This window comes from Tenacibaculum sp. Cn5-46 (assembly GCF_022347705.1).
GTDB classification, from domain to species: Bacteria; Bacteroidota; Bacteroidia; order Flavobacteriales; family Flavobacteriaceae; genus Polaribacter; species Polaribacter aiptasiae.
The window spans coordinates 566,281-584,434 of record NZ_JAKRGD010000001.1 but is presented as its reverse complement, the minus strand read 5'-3'; the positions used below and the strand labels follow the sequence as shown (position 1 = coordinate 584,434).

12 protein-coding genes are annotated in these 18,154 nt (G+C 31.4%); 11 read left to right on the top strand and 1 reads right to left on the bottom strand.

Features of this window, described 5'->3' with window-relative positions; genetic code table 11:
• The first annotated feature begins 58 nt into the window (after positions 1-58).
• The 8 genes from MHN29_RS02665 to MHN29_RS02630 all read left to right on the top strand — a co-directional run bounded on the left by MHN29_RS02665 (position 59) and on the right by MHN29_RS02630 (position 10,598).
• Positions 59-283 (top strand): hypothetical protein, encoded by a 225-nt coding sequence (locus tag MHN29_RS02665; protein WP_239176064.1) that lies wholly within the window; start codon positions 59-61, stop codon positions 281-283.
• 150 nt (positions 284-433) lie between these two features.
• Positions 434-1,129 carry a phage tail protein gene (locus MHN29_RS02660; RefSeq protein ID WP_235273113.1) on the top strand — a complete coding sequence of 232 codons (696 nt, stop codon included), beginning with the start codon at positions 434-436 and terminating at the stop codon, positions 1,127-1,129.
• Positions 1,130-1,219: 90 nt separating this feature from the next.
• A complete protein-coding gene (locus MHN29_RS02655) occupies positions 1,220-4,975 on the top strand; it encodes a T9SS type A sorting domain-containing protein (protein ID WP_235273115.1) in 3,756 nt (1,251 codons plus the stop codon).
• 20 nt (positions 4,976-4,995) lie between these two features.
• The gene (locus MHN29_RS02650; protein ID WP_175578724.1) at positions 4,996-5,163 is read left to right on the top strand and encodes a hypothetical protein; all 168 of its coding nucleotides are present in this window, start codon (positions 4,996-4,998) and stop codon (positions 5,161-5,163) included.
• 147 nt (positions 5,164-5,310) lie between these two features.
• Entirely contained in the window at positions 5,311-8,166 is a 2,856-nt protein-coding gene (locus MHN29_RS02645; protein ID WP_235273117.1) for a lamin tail domain-containing protein, read from the top strand.
• Positions 8,167-8,188: 22 nt separating this feature from the next.
• Positions 8,189-8,356 (top strand): hypothetical protein, encoded by a 168-nt coding sequence (locus MHN29_RS02640; RefSeq protein WP_175578725.1) that lies wholly within the window; start codon positions 8,189-8,191, stop codon positions 8,354-8,356.
• A gap of 63 nt (positions 8,357-8,419) precedes the next feature.
• Positions 8,420-9,529, top strand: coding sequence for a hypothetical protein (locus MHN29_RS02635; RefSeq protein ID WP_235273122.1), 1,110 nt, complete (start codon positions 8,420-8,422; stop codon positions 9,527-9,529).
• Positions 9,519-10,598, top strand: a complete 1,080-nt coding sequence (locus MHN29_RS02630) for a nucleotidyltransferase family protein (protein WP_235273124.1) — start codon at positions 9,519-9,521, stop codon at positions 10,596-10,598. The genes MHN29_RS02635 and MHN29_RS02630 overlap by 11 nt, the downstream gene beginning before the upstream one ends.
• Here the strand turns inward: MHN29_RS02630 and murC are convergent.
• Entirely contained in the window at positions 10,587-11,942 is a 1,356-nt protein-coding gene (gene murC / locus MHN29_RS02625) for a UDP-N-acetylmuramate--L-alanine ligase (protein ID WP_235273125.1), read from the bottom strand. The two genes, MHN29_RS02630 and murC, sit on opposite strands and share 12 nt — an antisense overlap.
• A gap of 155 nt (positions 11,943-12,097) precedes the next feature.
• On the opposite strand from murC, the gene MHN29_RS02620 reads away from it, so the two are divergent.
• The 3 genes from MHN29_RS02620 to MHN29_RS02610 are packed head-to-tail and all read left to right on the top strand — an operon-like array spanning position 12,098 to position 17,999.
• Entirely contained in the window at positions 12,098-14,977 is a 2,880-nt protein-coding gene (locus tag MHN29_RS02620) for a gliding motility-associated C-terminal domain-containing protein (protein WP_235273126.1), read from the top strand.
• Between the two features lie 4 nt (positions 14,978-14,981).
• The gene (locus MHN29_RS02615) at positions 14,982-15,935 is read left to right on the top strand and encodes a type IX secretion system membrane protein PorP/SprF (RefSeq protein WP_235273127.1); all 954 of its coding nucleotides are present in this window, start codon (positions 14,982-14,984) and stop codon (positions 15,933-15,935) included.
• A 9-nt stretch (positions 15,936-15,944) separates the two neighbouring features.
• Positions 15,945-17,999 (top strand): OmpA family protein, encoded by a 2,055-nt coding sequence (locus MHN29_RS02610; protein ID WP_235273128.1) that lies wholly within the window; start codon positions 15,945-15,947, stop codon positions 17,997-17,999.
• Positions 18,000-18,154: the final 155 nt, after the last annotated feature.

Genomic DNA, 18,154 nt, shown 5'->3' with positions numbered 1-18,154 from the left:
CCCAAAAATTAAATCTCCTGACATTAAATTTGGACTAGTCAAACTAGACTTGTTTAATATGAAAATGAAAAACAATTTTATTGGATTATTATCTCCCAAAGAAAATAATTCGATAAACGTCCCCCAAACCTATAGAGAAACATATTCTCTTTCTGATTTTTTATATGAATTCTTCATCAATTCAAAATCAAAAATTCACACATCTCTTACTGGTTTTGTATCTCGTATAGAAAAATTTGTTCATACAAATTATCTTATGCTTTTAACATACTGTTCTTTTTAAAACCAAAGAAAACGCTTATTACAAAAAAACACCCACTCATTCCTTAAAACACTTCACTTAATACTTTTAAATAAAAAATTATAATAGTGACCAATAGCTTTGTTGTGAGGAATTATATAAAAACCATTAACCAAACTAAAACTATTTATTATGAAATTAAAATTGAAATTCATCGGATTACTATTTATCTGCTTATTATCTACTAAAACAAGTAATGCTCAACAAGAAGGCTTTTTAGGAGAAGTTAAAATGTTTGCAGGAAACTTTGCTCCTAGAGGATGGGCTATATGTAATGGTCAATTAATGGCAATCTCCTCTAATACTGCATTATTCTCAATATTAGGAACAACTTATGGAGGAGATGGTAGAACTACTTTTGCTTTACCTGATTTCCGTGGTAGAGTTGCTATTTCTCCAGGCAGACATCCTGGAAGCCTTTATGACTGGAGACTAGGGCAAAGAACTGGTGCAGAAACAACAGTTCTTACTCTTTTGAATTTACCTGCACATACTCATGCAGCAGCAGTTACTGGCTTAGCAGCTACCGCTAGTGCTTCTATATCTATTCCTGCGAGTACGGAAACAGGAAACACGTCAGAACCTGGAAACAATGTTATATTATCATTAGGAGAAGTTAACAAAAATCAAAATGAACTTAATATGTATAGCACTGAGACAGCTGATGCCAGTTTAAAACCGTTTAACGTTCCTGTAAACGTATCTCTTTCCGGAGGTACTGTTACTGTTAGCCCAACTGGTAATAATGCTCCTTTTAACAACATACAGCCTGTTCAGGTAATTAACTATATAATATGTACACAAGGTGTATTTCCTTCAAGAAATTAAAAAATTATCGAAATGGAATGAGGAGCAGGTTTTTTACACCTGTTCTTCTTTTTATTGATCAATAATCCTCATTAAAACAAAACTTATATTATGAAAAAAACTACACAAATTAGAAAGAAATATCTCTCTCTATTTATCTTATTTTTTATTTATACCATTTCCTCGTATTCCCAATATAGCGAAACATTTTCTACAGCAGATAAAGGAATACTTTCTGGGGCCTGCCCAGGCGGAACTTCAGATTCATGTAATAGTACTAATTTTACTGATGTAAATTGGTTTATTAATGGTAATCTTAGTGGGCTTAATACAGGCGATTATATTAAAACTTCAAGTGGTAAACTAGAATTCTCAGACATAGATGAAGAAATATGCTGGGAATCTCCTGTTTTAGATATTTCTGCAGTAGGAGGTTCTGTAAGTATTTCTGTAGATTTAGAATGGGTAGGACATGATGGAAGTGAATACATAGATGTTGAATATAGTATTGACGAAGGACCTTGGACACAAATAGCTAATCAATTTGGTGGTAGTTCTCATACAGTTGGTGATTTAAATTCAAATTATACTAGCTCAGGTACGGTAAACATTTCTGGTATAGCTACAGGTGCTAATAAACTTAGTATAAGAATATGTACAGACTTTAATTCTTCTTCTGAATTTACCAGAGTTGATAATGTCTCAGTACCTGAAAGTGGTGTAAAAGTTTTCTCTGCTAATACAGATCCTTCTATATCTTTAGCAAACACTGTTTTAGGTTACACTGAAGGGGATTCAGCTACTCAGATAGATGCTACAGCAACTGTTAATGATTCAGATGGAGACTCAGATTGGGATGGTGGAACTTTAGCTACTCAAATTACCGCTAACGCAGAAGCAGCTGATGAAATCAGTATTTCAGATACAGATGGAGATGGAACAGCTATTACAATAAGTGGCATAAATATCCTAGCTAATGGAACTGTTGTTGGAACTTTAAGTGCTAGTGGTGGTATTGTTACAAATGGTACTATACTAACAATTACTTTTAATACCAATGCAACCAATGCTATTGTACAAGAAGTTTTACAATCGTTACGGTATAGAAATACCTCAACAACTCCAGGAACATCTAATAGAACCATTACAGTTACTGCAACAGATAAAAATGCTGCTAGTGCTAATGACACAAGAACTGTTAGTGTTTCTTCAGTACCAACTGCTACTCCAGTAGTAACAACTCCTTCTGGAGCTATTACTGTAAATGCAGCAACACAAACAATTTCTGGAACACATACCAAAAACGGTGTAACTGTACATGCATATGTTGATGCTAATAATGATGGAACGGCTGACAATGCTGTCTCATTAGGTTCTGCTACAGTTAGTGGAAATACTTGGAGCTTTTCTGTAAACCTAACACAGGATGCAGCTAATAACTTTGTAGTACAAGCAAATGATAGTGGTGATACTTCTAGTGATGTCGACGTGCCTACAATTACTGAAGATTCAACCAGTCCTGCTAACCCGATAGTAACAACTCCTTCTGGAGCTATAACAATAAACGCTGGTTCTCAAACTATTTCTGGAACACTTACTGAAAACGGAGTTACAGTGCATCTATATGCCGATGCAAATAATGATGGAACGGCTGACAATTCAACTTCTTTAGGATCTGATACGGTTTCTGGAAACTCTTGGAGTTTATCAGTAAACCTAACTTCTGATACTACTCATAATTACGTAGTACAAGCTGTAGATGATGCTGGAAATACTTCTAGTGATGTCGACGTGCCTACAATTACTGAAGATTCAACCAGTCCTGCTAATCCAATAATTACAACTCCTTCTGGAGCTATAACTATAAACGCTGGTTCTCAAACTATTTCTGGAACACTTACTGAAAACGGAGTTACGGTGCATCTATATGCCGATGCAAATAATGATGGAACGGCTGACAACTCAACTTCTTTAGGCTCTGATACGGTTTCTGGAAACTCTTGGAGTTTATCAGTAAATCTAACTCCTGACACTACTCATAATTATGTAGTACAAGCTGTAGACAATGCTGGAAATACTTCTAGCGATGTTGATGTACCTACAATTACAGAAGATTCGACTAACCCAGCTAATCCAATAGTAACAACTCCTTCTGGAGCTATAACTATAAACGCCGATACACAAACAATTTCTGGTTCACATACCGAAAATGGAGTTACGGTACATGCCTATGTGGACGCTAACAACGATGGAACAGCTGATAACTCAGTTTCATTAGGTTCAGATACAGTTTCTGGAAATTCTTGGAGTTTTAATGTTAATTTAACTCAAAACAGTATTAACAATTTTGTAGTACAAGCAGAAGATGATGCTGGAAATACTTCTAGTCATATAGATGTACCTACAATTACAGAAACTTCAGCTATTACATGGACTGGAGCAACAAGTAACTCTTGGAATACTGCTTCTAATTGGAATACAAATTCAGTTCCTGTCACTACTTCTGATGTAGCTATTCCAAATGGAATGACAAATTACCCAACAATTTCATCATCAGTAACAGTTAACTCTATCAATATTGCTTCAGGAGCTTCATTAATTGCCAATGCTTCTGTTACTGGTACTACAACCTATTCAAGAAACTTACCAACTACCAACTGGTATTTGGTATCTGCTCCTGTTTCTGGAGAAACACAACAAGATGTAATTGATAATCATACTTTTGCGACAGGATCTGGAAGTAACATAGGTATTGGTGCATTTACTAATAATGGTGCTACTCCATGGATTTATGCTACCGATGCAACTACTGGTCTTTTAGTATCAGGAGCTGGTGTATCTATGAAATTAGCAACTGCTGGAGATGTATCAATTACTGGGAATATAGAAACTTCAAATGTAAGCTTTCCTATTGCTACAGGTAGCAGAAACAACTTTAATCTAATTGGTAATCCATATACTTCTTATGTAAATTCAAGTACTTTTACAGCTGCTAATATAGGGCTACTATCAGAACAAACTGTATGGTTATGGGATGGTTCACAATATGTAACCTATAATTCTGCTAGTCCAATTCAAATAGCTCCAGCACAAGGTTTCTTTGTAGAAGCTAGTGGTTCTGGTAATGTTACTTTCTCTACATCAAATCAAAGTCACCAAAGTTCCGATACCTTTATGAAACAAGCACCAAAGACTTCTTTTGAATTATTTATTTCTGAAGGAAAAAATAAAAAATCTACTAAAGTGTTCTTTATAGATGGAAAAACTAAAGGATTTGACAATGGATATGATTCTAAAATGTATGGAGGAGTAAATCATAAATTTGCTGTATTTACAGAATTATTAAGTGATAATGAAGGAAAAAAGTTAGCTATTCAAACTTTACCTAACTCAAACATTGAAAAAATGGTTATTCCTGTAGGTCTTATCAGTGATGGAAATAAAGAAATTATTTTCTCTGTAAATTCACAAAACCTACCTTCTGATACTCAAATCTTTTTAGAGGATCGAATCAATAACAAATTTATTAATCTTTCTGAAGGAGAACATACAGTAAGCTTAACAAATGCTAGTAAAGGAATTGGACAATTTTATATCCATACTACAGCTCAAAAGCTAAACACACCTAGTACTTCTCTTGAAAATGTAAGCATGTACAAATCAGATGTACAAGAAATTACTGTAACTGGATTAAGAGCTAAAGCTAATATTAAAGTATACTCTATACTTGGTAAAGAAATAGTTAATACAAATATTAACTCCAATGGAGTAAGTAAAATTACATTACCAGTTTTAGCTTCAGGAGTTTATATTGTTAAACTAAACTCTGATTTAGGTAATATGTCTAAGAAAATTATTTTAGAATAATCCCCTTCACCTTTAAAATTATGAAAGAACAAAACAAGAATACAGATAATATATCAAGAAAAGAAGCATTAAAAAAAATAGGTAAGTATGGAAAATATACCGCTTTAACTGCTTTAGGAACTTACATGATATTAAACCCTCAAAAGGCCCAAGCCCAAAGCCCAGAAGATCCTGGTGATGGTTTTTAATCGTATATAATAAATAATTTAAAAAAAGGCTTCAAAAAATATTTTGAAGCCTTTTTCTTTAACAAATTGTTAACATTTTAAAGAAGCATCTCATTTAAAACTTATTTTTTATAACTTACTAATTCAGAACACCATAAAAACTATATAATGAGAAAAAATTACTTTTTGATAATATTTCTATTATCAATTTTTATCCCCACAATTTCCTCAGCTCAAATTTTTAGTGCTGATTTTTCTAATGATGATGATGGTTTTGCCGACCATACTACAGTCAGCCCTCCCGCTGCTGGCGCTACAACTGTAGGCCCCTTTGGTACCGCACCAAATCAATGGTCTTTATCTTATGACAATGAACCAAATACCGATGGTACTGCAAACTCTTTTAAAGTTAGTGGAGGTGCCTTAGTAAGTAATGACTGGGGAGGACAAGGTATATTTACCAGTCAATCAATAGATATATCTGCTATTTCAACTATAAATATCTCTGCTATTGGTTCTAATACTGGAGCAAATGATGATAATTTTACATATTTTTATATTTTAGATGGAGGAACCAGAGTTGATACTTCTATTGGCGCAACTTCAAGTGGCGATCCTGTAAACTATAGTATTAGTAGTCTAGACGTATCTGGAAACAATTCTATTCAAGTTGGATTTGAGTTTAGTGAAAATGGTAGTGGAGATGGTTATTCTGTATCTTCCTTCACAGTTACAAATGCAGCTAACCAAACCGTTAACTTTGATAATTCTTCTAGTTCGGTTAATGAAACAAACGCTACAGTTAACACATTAATCCCAGTTACTCTTGCAAGCTTTAACGCTAACGTAACCCTAAGTGTAACAATTGATGGTAGTAGTACAGCAGCTATAGCAGATTATACTTTAAATACTAGCTCTTTAACTTTTACTGGTAATGGAAGTCAAAACATTTCTTTAGACATTAATGATGATGCTGATTTTCTAAGCGAGACTGTTGTTTTAAATATTGCTGTAACTTCTGGAACAGCTGACATAACCACATCACAACACACAGTTACCATTACCGATGATGATGTACCTATTGTGATTAATGAAATTCATGCCGATCCAGATCCTACAAATGGTGATGCTAATGGAGACGGAACTGTAAACACAAGTCAAGACGAATTTGTTGAAATATACAATATAAGTGGAGCTAGTTTAGATATTTCTGGATGGGTTTTGGCTGATGGAGCAAGTGATAGACATACTTTCCCTAATGGAACTATCATTCCTGCAAATGAAGCTATTGTTGTTTTTGGTGGAGGTACTCTAGTTACTGTTCCTGGTTTAGTTCAATTGGCTAGTACAAATGCTTTAGGATTGAATAATACTGGAGATACAATTATAATAAAAAATGAATCAGGAACTACAATTTTAACCGAAGTATATGGTGCAGCAGGAAGCGACCAATCTATTGCTAGAAATGTTGACTTTACTGGTTCTTTTGTAGATCATTCTACTATTGTTAGTAACCCTGTTTTATTTTCTCCTGGTAGAGATAATACAGATAATACTTCTTTTGCATCTACTATTAAATGGACGGGAGCTACCGACAATAACTGGAGCACTACAACAAACTGGTTAGGAGGAGCTGTACCTTCTAATAGCGCAGATGTAGTTATTCCAGCTGGATTAACCAACTACCCTACGGTTTCTTCAGCTACTACTGTTAATTCTATTTTAATAGAATCTGGAGCTTCTTTAATAGCTAATGCTGCATTTACAGGAAGTGCTACTTACAAAAGAAATTTACCAACTACAAACTGGTATTTAGTTGCTTCCCCAGTTTCAGGAGAAAGTGTTCAAGATTTAAGGACTAATAATACTTTTGCTAATGGTTCTGGTGGAGGAAGAATAGGAATTGCTCCTTATAAAAACGATGGAACTGCTTGGAATTATTATACAAATGCTTCAACTGGTACTATTTCTTCAGGAGAAGGTTTATCAGTTAAACTAGCTTCTATTGGAGATATTAACTTCACAGGGACTATTAACTCTAATAATATTAATTACGTAGTTACTCAAGCAACCAACAATTTTAATTTAGTTGGAAATCCATTTACTTCTTATATTAATTTAGGTACATTTTTTACTGATAATGCTGGTAATTTATCTGAACAAACTGTTTGGATGTGGGATGAAGATACTAATAGTTATGATATAAGAATGTCAGGAACACACGGTAGTTTTCAAGTAGCCCCTGGTCAAGCTTTCTTTGTTAGCGCTGGATCAAATACTGACGTAACTTTTAATACTGCTAATCAAAGTCATCAAACAACTGATACATTTCAAAAAAGTTCAAGAACCGAAATTTCTATAACTGCAAATCAAGGAAAGTCTTCTAAATCAACTAACATATACTATATCAACGGAACTTCTAAAGGATTTGATAATGGTTATGATGGTACAATATTTGGCGGAACTTCTTCTAAGTTTACATTCTACTCTCAATTAGTTAGTAATAATGACGGACGAAATCTAGCTATACAGTCATTACCTTTAAGTGACATAGAAAAAACAGTTGTACCTTTAGGACTTAAAGCTGATTCAAGTAAAGAAATAGAGTTTTCAATTAATACTAAAAACTTACCTAATAATGTAAATGTATTTTTGGAAGATCGAATTGACAATAAATTCATCAATCTATTAGAAAACAATTACAAAGTTACTTTAGACAAAAACCTAGATGGTATTGGTAGATTCTATATACACACTACAGTTTTAAAAACTGTAGCTGAGAATAGTTCTATTGAAAACGTTAGCATATACAAATCAAATACAAACACAATAACTATCACTGGTTTACAAACCAAAGACGCCTCTTTAAATGTTTATTCTATTTTAGGAAAGAAAGTTTTTCAAAAAACATTTTTATCTAACGGAATATCTTCAATCACAATTCCTTCTTTAGCTAAAGGCATTTACATTTTTGAAATTAAATCAGAAATAGGAAAAACTAACAAGAAAATCATTTTAGAATAAACCCCGTCTAATTTTTGATATTATGAAAGAACAAAACAAGAATACAAACAATATATCTAGAAAAGAAGCATTAAAAAAAATAGGTAAGTATGGAAAATATACGGCCTTAACTGCTTTAGGAACTTATATGATATTGAATCCTCAAAAAGCACAAGCTCAAAGCCCAGAAGATCCTGGTGATGGTTTTTAAACTCAATAACATTTTTAATAATAAAACCCTGATATAATCAGGGTTTTATTATTTTTACGACACATGATTATACATAAAAAAATAGACAATAAATCGATAGTTTGGTTTCAAGACAACAATGAATATATTGTTGTTGAGCCTTTAGTTGCTGAAATCTTAACTTTATTAGACAACAAAGTTGATAAAACTCAAATTGTTACCAATATTTTTAATTCTATAAATATTCCTTACCAACAAGCAGAAAACTTGGTTTCTGATATTCAAAACTTATTGAAAACGAATACAGAAGAGATTAAAAACATTGAAGATCTAGAAATACCTAAATCTTTCTATTTCCAAAAATATTATCTAATAAATGACATCATAATTCAAGTTGATTATTTGTCTGATTTTGAAGTTTCATTGGTTCATCCAAAATTTGCTCACTTAGAAATACAAACTCAACAAAAAGCTAAATTTCATTATAAAGTATATAGCAATGACGATTATATTAGTTTTTCTATTAATAATGAAATAATTAATACTTGGAATATAAATGAAGTTCATTATTTTCAAGGAAAATTTTCTATGAAAATAGTAGAACATATCCATGAAAAAACTGAAGATGAATGGCTTGGTGTATTTCATGCTTCAGCTATTAGCAATGGTAAGGAATCTATGTTGTTTTTAGGTGATTCTGGAAATGGAAAAAGCACTTCTTTAGCCTTATTACAAGCAAATGGTTTTACTTGTTTAGCTGATGACTTTGTTCCTGTTGATTCTAAAAAACAAGAAGTATATAGTTTCCCTTCTGCCATCTCAATAAAAAAGAACAGTTTAGAAACTCTGTTCCCTATTTATCCAGAATTAAAAACATCTGCTGAATATCATTTTAAGAGGTTAAATAAAATCGTACGTTATTTACCTCCTAATAATTCAAATTACACTGCCCACTCACCTTGTAAAGCTTTAATCTTCATAAAATATGAACAGGATAGTGATTTAATTTTAAAAGAAATATCAAAAATTGATGCTTTTGAGAAATTAGTACCAGATTCTTGGTTATCTCCTATTGCTGAAAATGCAGAGATTTTTTTAACGTGGTTTGCTAAACTCCCTTGTTACCAACTCACGTATTCTAACAATAGTAAAATGATAGAAACAGTTTCAAAAATCTTTAACAATGACTTATAAAGAAACATTATTTTTTGTTGGAAAGTGCCTAACAATTACACATGAGACTAAGAACAAAGAGATTATTGAGAAAGAATTAAAATTAGGAAATGTTGATTGGGACAATGTAGTAAAACTAAGCACGTCACATTATGTATTTCCTGCCTTATATTGTAATTTAAAACGTGCTAACTTTCTTCATTATTTACCAAATGACTTGGTAGAATATATGAAGCATATTACTGATTTAAACCGAGAACGAAATCGGCAAATAATAGCTCAAGCTAAGGAAATAAACGATTTATTATTAGCGAATAATATTACCCCTATTTTTCTAAAAGGTACAGGGAATTTACTAGAAGGATTATATGAAGATATTGCTGAAAGGATGGTTGGGGATATTGATTTTTTGATAAACAAAGAGCATTGTCAACTAGCTTTTCAAATACTAAAAAAAAATGGGTATAACAATACCATGTCAGAGTCATTTGAAGATCATAGACATTTACCTAGAATAACCAACCCTAAAAAAATTGCCGCTATTGAAATACACAAGGAAATTTTAAGACACGAAAAATCCTCTTTTTTTAATTATCAAAAAGTAAAAAATAGTTTAATCACCATTAATAACATCTCTTTTCTATCTTTTAAAAATCAAATTAAATTAACCATATACTCTAAACTTATTAATGATTATGGTTATCTTTTAAAAAACATAAACATAAGAGCAGCTTATGACTATTTTTTATTAGGGCATAAATTAAGTATTAATACTCAAATACACGATAAATACTTATCTAAAGAATTAGAAGCTGGATTAAATTTATACTCTTTTGTTTTGTCCAAGCCTGAAAGAATAATATTCTCCTCAACTCCTCAAAGTGAATTATTTAAAATGAAAGTAATTAAAAACTTGGGTAATAATAAAATTGTTCGTTTTAATAGAAAATTAATTACTTTCTATCTTAAATTAATAAAAAGAATTAAAATAATATTTAAAGCATTTTATTTAAAGTCTTATTATAATTTTATAATTTCTAGAATAACTAGTATTAATTGGTACAAAAGAAAATTAGGTTTAAGAAACTAGTTCCTTAACCTCTTCAAAATCCAATCCTCCATAATTACCTGAACTCATTAAAAGCACAGCTGTATTTTCTATATTTTGCTTAAATAAAAACTCTTTAAATTCTTGTGAATTTGTATAGATTATTAAATCATCACGCTCAAAAGCTTTGGCTATTTGCGCTTCAGTAACCTCTTCTAACTGTTTAATTTTTACAGCATGTGGCGAATAAAAAACAACTGCTTTATCAGCATTATCCAGTGCTCCTTTATATTCTGCTAAAAACTCAGCATTTAAGCTACTGTAGGTATGTAATTCTAAACAAGCCAATAGAGTTCTCTCTTTATATTGATTTTTAACAGCAGTTGTAGTTGCTTGTACTTTACTTGGACTATGAGCAAAATCCTTAAAAATTACAGTAGAATTATTTTCAGCTATTTTCTCTAAACGTTTACTTGCTCCCTTAAAACTCTCAATAGCTTCATAAAACTCATCTTCCTCAATTCCCATATGCTGGCAAATCCATTTTGCTCCAGCTATATTTTGTAAATTATGTTCTCCAAAAACTTCTAAAGGCAAATCACCTTCTTCAGTTTCTATAAAAGTAGTTCCATTCTCAATAAAATATGGAGGTGTTTTATATGAATATTTTTTTATTGGATGCTCACTTTCCTCTACTACCCTTTTTACATTTTCATCTTCTTCATTATATACCATAATTCCTCCATTGGTAAGAGAGTTGGTAAAAATTGAAAACTGCTCAACATAATTTTCAAAAGTTGGAAACACGTTTATATGGTCCCAAGCTATACCACTCAACAAAGCAATATTTGGTTTATACAAATGAAACTTAGGACGCATATCAATTGGTGAACTTAAGTACTCATCACCTTCTAAAACGATAAACTCGTTCTCTTCAGTAAGCTTCACCATGGTATCAAATCCGTCTAATTGAGCACCTACCATATAATCTACTTCCCTATCGTGATAATTTAACACATGTAAAATCATTGAAGTAATGGTAGTTTTTCCATGAGATCCTCCAATAACAACTCGGGTTTTATTCTTCGATTGCTCATATAAAAATTCAGGGTATGAATATATTTTAACTCCTAATTCTTGAGCTTTTAACAATTCTGGATTATCTTTCTTAGCATGCATCCCTAAAATTATAGCATCTAAGTCTGTAGAAATTTTTTCAGGAAACCATCCAAATTCTTCTGGTAACAAACCTTTCTTTTCTAAACGCGACTTAGACGGATTATGAATAGTATCATCACTACCTGTTACTTGATATCCTTTTTGTTGTAACGCTATTGCTAAATTATGCATAGCACTTCCTCCTATAGCTATAAAATGTATATTCATTAAAATATCCTAAAATTTCCGTAAAGATAATGAAGTATACTAGCATATAGAAAGCAAAATAATCCTTTTTAAAAAGAAGGCCTCTTTTTTTATTAATCACTAAAATTTCCGTTTTTTTGTAGTCAGAAAAATAACAATATAAATTGCTATATACGATGTTATTAAGATCCACTCTTCTTATTTTTTTATTTTGCTTTATTTTTATTTCAAATAAAGCCTTTTCACAATGCGCCGGAGCAAATAATTCTATTACAATTTGTAATAAAGATGCTGATCCTAACTATCAAAATTTCAATCTATTTAACCAATTAAATGGAGTTCCAGAAAATGGAGGTACTTGGTCAGCTAATACTCCAATCAATCAACATGTGATCAACAAAACTACCGGTATTGTAAATTTATGGGCTATCAATCGATTTGGAGAACATAAATTTACCTACACAAATCCTAAATGTGGCGAAAGTGCAGAGGTTACTATTCTTCTTGGAGGTTATCCAGGAGAAGACAATGTAGACGGAGGTGCAAATGCATGTAGTGATAATAGTGCAGTCGACTTGTTTACGTTTTTAGATAATGATTTAATTAACTTAAGTGCAGACATTAACGGACAATGGAGTCCTGCCGCTGGTACACCTACTGGACTTTTAACAAACAATTTCTTTAATGCACAAGCAGCAGGAGTTGGCACCTATACTTTTATATACACGGTCGAAAAAGTTGATACTTGTAATGCTAGAGAAGCTACAGTAGTTATAGAAGTACATAGAGCAGCTAATGCAGGAACAGCTCAAAATATTGAAATTTGTGATACGGATGATTTAAGTCCTTATACCAATGTTAATCTATTTGATTACATTATTGGAGGCGACTCAAATGGTATATGGGTAGATGAAAGTGGAACTGGTCAAATTAGCGGCCCATTAGATGCTACTATAAACATTCAAGAAATCTATAATAATTTCGGGTCAGGTAAATTTGATTTTAAATACACTGTATATCCTGTACATGGAGTTTGTGGTGAAGAAACTGCAACTGTTTCTGTAATTCTTCCTAAAATATCAGGTGAATTTTCTGTTCAAAACCAATGTAGAGAAAACTCATTATTCATAAAAATTTTACATGATCGTACGCTAAACTCTATGATGACCTATAATTTAGAGTACGAAATAATAAACGCTACCACTAATGCTGTCATGCATACTGACAAGATATTAGATATTAATATTGTTAACCCTGATGGAACAATCAATTCTCCTGAAATAACATTACCAAATACCACTTTACCTCCAGGAAGCTATATTATAAGAACAAAATCTATAGATGATATTAGAGGGATTATTTGTAATTCATTTACAGTAGTTGAAGATAGTTTTACTATTAATGAAGCAAAAGCTAAGTTAAATAATACTTGTTATGATGGTGGAAGTATCGATTTAACTATATATGATTTTTACAATAAAGATGGTAATTTATCAAATGATATTGAAAATGTTACATATACAATAACAAGTAACAGTACAACTTCAACCATAACGAATTATGATATTAATTTTGTAAACGGAGAAGCTATTATTCCTCTAGATTTATCTAAATTCCCTATAACAGAAAATGATTTTAATTTTAAAATCACTCCAGCTACTGAAAACGGATTGAGTTGTATTAATTACAATTTTACTATTAATAGAATCCCTGATGATATTCAATTAGATTTAGCAATAGATAATAAATGTGATGCTTCAGATTTAAAAGTAAAGATTGATGCTCCGAAACTTACAAGTGGTGATTATACTATAAACTACAAAGTAACCGAAGTTGCTACTGGTAAAGTATTAACTGAAAATACAATTGTTTTTAGTGGAGGAATAGCAAATTATAATATTGATATTACTAACTTAGACAAAGGCTTTTATAACGTAGTTTTAAAAAGTACTCAGAACGACACTACTCCTTGTAGAACAAAGTTTGACTTTGAAATCGAAGAAAACTTCTCTATAGATGGTATTCCAGAAGCACCAGAACTTGATGCCAATCAAACATTTTGTACTTCAGATTTTCATCCAAATTTACCTACCCTAGCAGACATAAAAATAAAAAGTGGCGATAACTTATCTTGGTACGCTGATAACACTACCAACGTTAAACTTGATCCAAATACAATTCTAGTTGATGGTGAAGATTATTTCGTAAGCGCTACAAGTTTAAATACAAATTGCGAAAGCTCTAAAAGAACTCCAGTTACAGTTACGATACACGCGCCTCAGAATGTAACTTCAACAAATACTACACCTTTGTTTTGTGGTATAGACAAACCTACTCTTGCGAATTTAGATGCTGTTGTTAACTCAGGAACTCTTCTTTGGTACGATAGTTTATCAGGTGGTAATTTATTAGCAGCAGATACGCTTTTGGTAGATGGAGTTACTTACTATGCTACAGAAAGTATAAACGGATGCGAAAGTGTTAACCGATTAGCTTTTAATGTTACAGTTATCAATCCTCCTAAACCTCAACTAACTGGAACTACGCTTTTATGCGCATTGGAAAATCTTACTCTTTTAGATTTTGAAAGTTCATTAACCAATACCACTGGTCATGAATTTATTTGGTACGATGCTTCAACAGGAGGCACAGAGCTAGATAAATCTGATTTATTAGAAGAGGGTATTGTATACTATGTAGCTAATACGCATATAAACTCAGGGTGTGAAAGTGAACGTACTCCTATTGAAGTAACACTTAACAACTGTAATCCTGAAGATTACGACTTTTTTATCCCTGATGGTTTTTCACCAAACGGAGATGGTGTCAATGATTTCTATTACATTCCAAATATCAGATATTTCTATCCAGATTATCAATTAGAAATTTTTAATAGATACGGTCAACTGCTATTTAGAGGAAACATCAATTCACCTAAATGGAATGGACAAAATATGTCGAATAGCGATGTTACAAGTGGAGTTTACTTTTATATTCTTAATTATAACAGAGACAATATTAAAGCTAAACAAGGAAGAATTTACTTAAGTAAATAAGAATATGAAAAAGATCTTTTTAATAATTGTATTTATCAGTACGTTGAGTAACGTTTTTTCTCAACAAGACCCACAGTACACCAATTATATGTACAATCAAAGTGTTATAAACCCAGCCTATACAACTAATGAATCGGGAGTAATTAACTTTGGATTTATGCATAGAACTCAATGGACAAATGCTGTTGGAGCACCTAAAACATATACTTTTTTTGCACACACTCCTATTACAGAAAAATTTGAAGTAGGAGTATCTTTAATAACAGATAATATTGGTGATGGAGTATTAAGAGAAAATAATGTTTATGCCGATTTTGCTTATATTTTATCACTAAGTGAAGGTCATAAACTTTCCTTAGGATTAAAAGCTGGATTTACTAATTTTAGAACAAATTTTACTGATTTTAGGTTCCCAGATGACGATCCTCTTAATGGGATATTAACCAACGATACTGCTTTTGATAATCAAAATAAAACATCTCCTAATTTTGGAGTTGGAGCATTTTACTTTACCGACAAATATTATGTGGGACTTTCAGTTCCTAACCTTTTAAACTCAAAACACATTACCGAAAAGAATGGTTTAAGAAGTATCGGAGGAGAAGAAATCCACTTATTCTTAAATGCAGGATATGTATTTAGATTAAGCGACGTAGTTAAATTAAAACCTTCAACATTGGTAAAGGCAGTAAAAGGTTCGCCTCTTGTTGTTGATGCTTCTATTAATGTTCTTTTTAACAACAGATTAGAAGGTGGTTTATCATATCGATTTGACGATTCTTTAAGTGCTATGTTTAATATAAGAGCAAGTAGTAGTTTAAAAATCGGATATGCCTACGATTATACAACTACCAACCTAAGTAACTTCAATTCAGGAACCCATGAAGTATTTGTTCTTTATGATCTTGATACATTAGGACTAAAAAATGGCTACGATAAATCTCCTAGATTCTTTTAAAAAATCGATATGAAAAAAATAATAACCATACTAATTACCATATTCATCGTTAGTTTGAGTAATGCTCAAATTAATAGAGATTTAAAAAGAGCTCATAAATATTTTAATAGAACTTTTTATAGCCAAGCAATTCCTTTATATGAAAAAGCTATTTCAGAAAACAAAAGTTATGAAGCTATAAGAAACTTAGCTGATGCTTATTATTTTTTAAATAATATGAACAAGGCTTCAAAGTATTATAAACTACTTTTTAGAGATTATCGTAAAATTATAAAAGAACCTTATTTTTTCAGGTATGCAAATGCCCTTAAAGCACAAGGAGAATATAATAAGGCAAATAATTTACTCCGTTCTCATTATAAAGATGAGCAATTATCCGATTTAGAAAAATCAATAGTATACTTAGAAAATATAGCTGCAATAGGTAAACGTTATAAAATTGAAAACCTAAATATCAATACAGAAAACTCAGAGTTTGGTGCTATTCAAAAAGGAAATTCTATAATTTTTGCAGCACCTAAAAAAGAAGAAGGTTATCACAAACGTTTTGGTTGGACCGGAAACAATTATTTAGACATTTATGAGGTTTCTGACAATCAAATTGATGAAGAAAATATAAAAAGCTTCTCTTCTTCAATTAACACAAAAGTTCACGAATCAAATATCATCTTTACCAAAGATGGAAAAACAGCATATTTCACCCGAAATAACTTAGTAAAAGGAAAACGAAAAAAGGACAATAAAAAGGTTACTCACGTCCAAATTTACAAAGCAGAACTCATTAAAGGAAAATGGAAAAACATAACTCCTTTACCTTTTAATAGCAATGAGTATTCTACAGAGCATCCAGCATTAAGTAATGATGAAAAAATACTTTATTTTGCCTCTGACATGCCTAATGGATTTGGTTCGTTTGACATCTATTCGGTAACAATACACAATAATAATACTTATGGAGTTCCTAAAAATTTAGGTGCTACAATAAACACAGAAAAGAAAGAACAATTTCCTTTTGTTAGTAAAGATGATAAATTATACTTCTCTTCAAACGGACATCCAGGTTTTGGTTCATTAGATGTTTTTGTTAGTGCAATAACCAATAATAAATACTCTAAACCAGATAATGTTGGGCTTCCTATAAATTCAGGATATGACGACTTTTCTTTTAACATCAATTCAGATACAAAAGAAGGTTTCTTTGCGTCAAACAGACTTGAAGGAAAAGGAAGTGATGACATTTATAAAATTGTAGAAGAAAAACCTTTAGTTATTGAAGATTGTAAACAATACATTTCAGGAATAATTACTGATATTGATACTGAAGAAATTTTACCTAATACTACAATTATCCTAAGTAATAAGACAACCAATAAAGTCACTGAAATTAATACCGATAATGAAGGTAAATTCTTTTTTACTGTTGCCTGTGAAACAACATACATTGTAAAGGCAATTAAAGAAGGCTATAAAACTGAACAAAGAACACTAAGCTTAAACAAGGAACGAAAAAAGAACAACGATGCCTCAATGAGCTTGAAATCTATTTTACAACTAGAAAAAGAAAAAAGAGAAGCTATTGCTTTACAAAATGCTAAAGAAAAAGAATTAAAAAGAAAGCAAAACTTACAGCTAGAAATAGAAAAACAAAAAAAGATAAAAGAAATTATAGCTAAAGAAAAAGATATTGTTCCTAAAAATGGACAATTAGTTGTGAGAACAGATGATATTAACTTTGATTATAATCTTTGGTATTTAAGACGTGATACTAAAAAAGCTATTGACAAGGTTATCAAGCTCATGAAAAAATACCCTGATATGGTTATGGAAGTAGGAACACATTCAGATATTAGAGGTAATAACAAATACAACTTAGAATTATCTCAAAAAAGAGCTACAGCAGTAAGAATGTATTTTATGAAAAATGATATTGAACCTGATAGAATTTCCGCTGTTGGTTATGGTGAAACAAAGCCAATTATAAAATGTAAAACAGAAGAAGATTGCTCAGAAGAGCAACACGAACTTAACAGACGATGTGAATTTGTAATTAAACAAATACTATAGATAAATATAAAAAGCAAGCTAAATGGCTTGCTTTTTGTTTATACCAATAGAAATACTTTAAGTATCTTTAAATCGAAACTCTTTGAATAGTTATGTTCACTCACTTAAAATCGGTGTTAACACATTGCCCATTGCATTGTTCATAAACATTTAAG

Bases quoted from the DNA above. Each gene is read 5' to 3' on its own strand.
- MHN29_RS02660 (WP_235273113.1), top strand. From the start codon at position 434: ATGAAATTAAAATTGAAATTCATCGGATTACTATTTATCTGCTTATTA.
- MHN29_RS02645 (WP_235273117.1), top strand. From the start codon at position 5,311: ATGAGAAAAAATTACTTTTTGATAATATTTCTATTATCAATTTTTATC.
- MHN29_RS02640 (WP_175578725.1), top strand. From the start codon at position 8,189: ATGAAAGAACAAAACAAGAATACAAACAATATATCTAGAAAAGAAGCA.
- MHN29_RS02655 (WP_235273115.1), top strand. From the start codon at position 1,220: ATGAAAAAAACTACACAAATTAGAAAGAAATATCTCTCTCTATTTATC.
- MHN29_RS02635 (WP_235273122.1), top strand. From the start codon at position 8,420: ATGATTATACATAAAAAAATAGACAATAAATCGATAGTTTGGTTTCAA.
- MHN29_RS02615 (WP_235273127.1), top strand. From the start codon at position 14,982: ATGAAAAAGATCTTTTTAATAATTGTATTTATCAGTACGTTGAGTAAC.
- murC (WP_235273125.1), bottom strand. From the start codon at position 11,942: ATGAATATACATTTTATAGCTATAGGAGGAAGTGCTATGCATAATTTA.
- MHN29_RS02630 (WP_235273124.1), top strand. From the start codon at position 9,519: ATGACTTATAAAGAAACATTATTTTTTGTTGGAAAGTGCCTAACAATT.
- MHN29_RS02665 (WP_239176064.1), top strand. From the start codon at position 59: ATGAAAATGAAAAACAATTTTATTGGATTATTATCTCCCAAAGAAAAT.
- MHN29_RS02610 (WP_235273128.1), top strand. From the start codon at position 15,945: ATGAAAAAAATAATAACCATACTAATTACCATATTCATCGTTAGTTTG.
- MHN29_RS02650 (WP_175578724.1), top strand. From the start codon at position 4,996: ATGAAAGAACAAAACAAGAATACAGATAATATATCAAGAAAAGAAGCA.
- MHN29_RS02620 (WP_235273126.1), top strand. From the start codon at position 12,098: ATGTTATTAAGATCCACTCTTCTTATTTTTTTATTTTGCTTTATTTTT.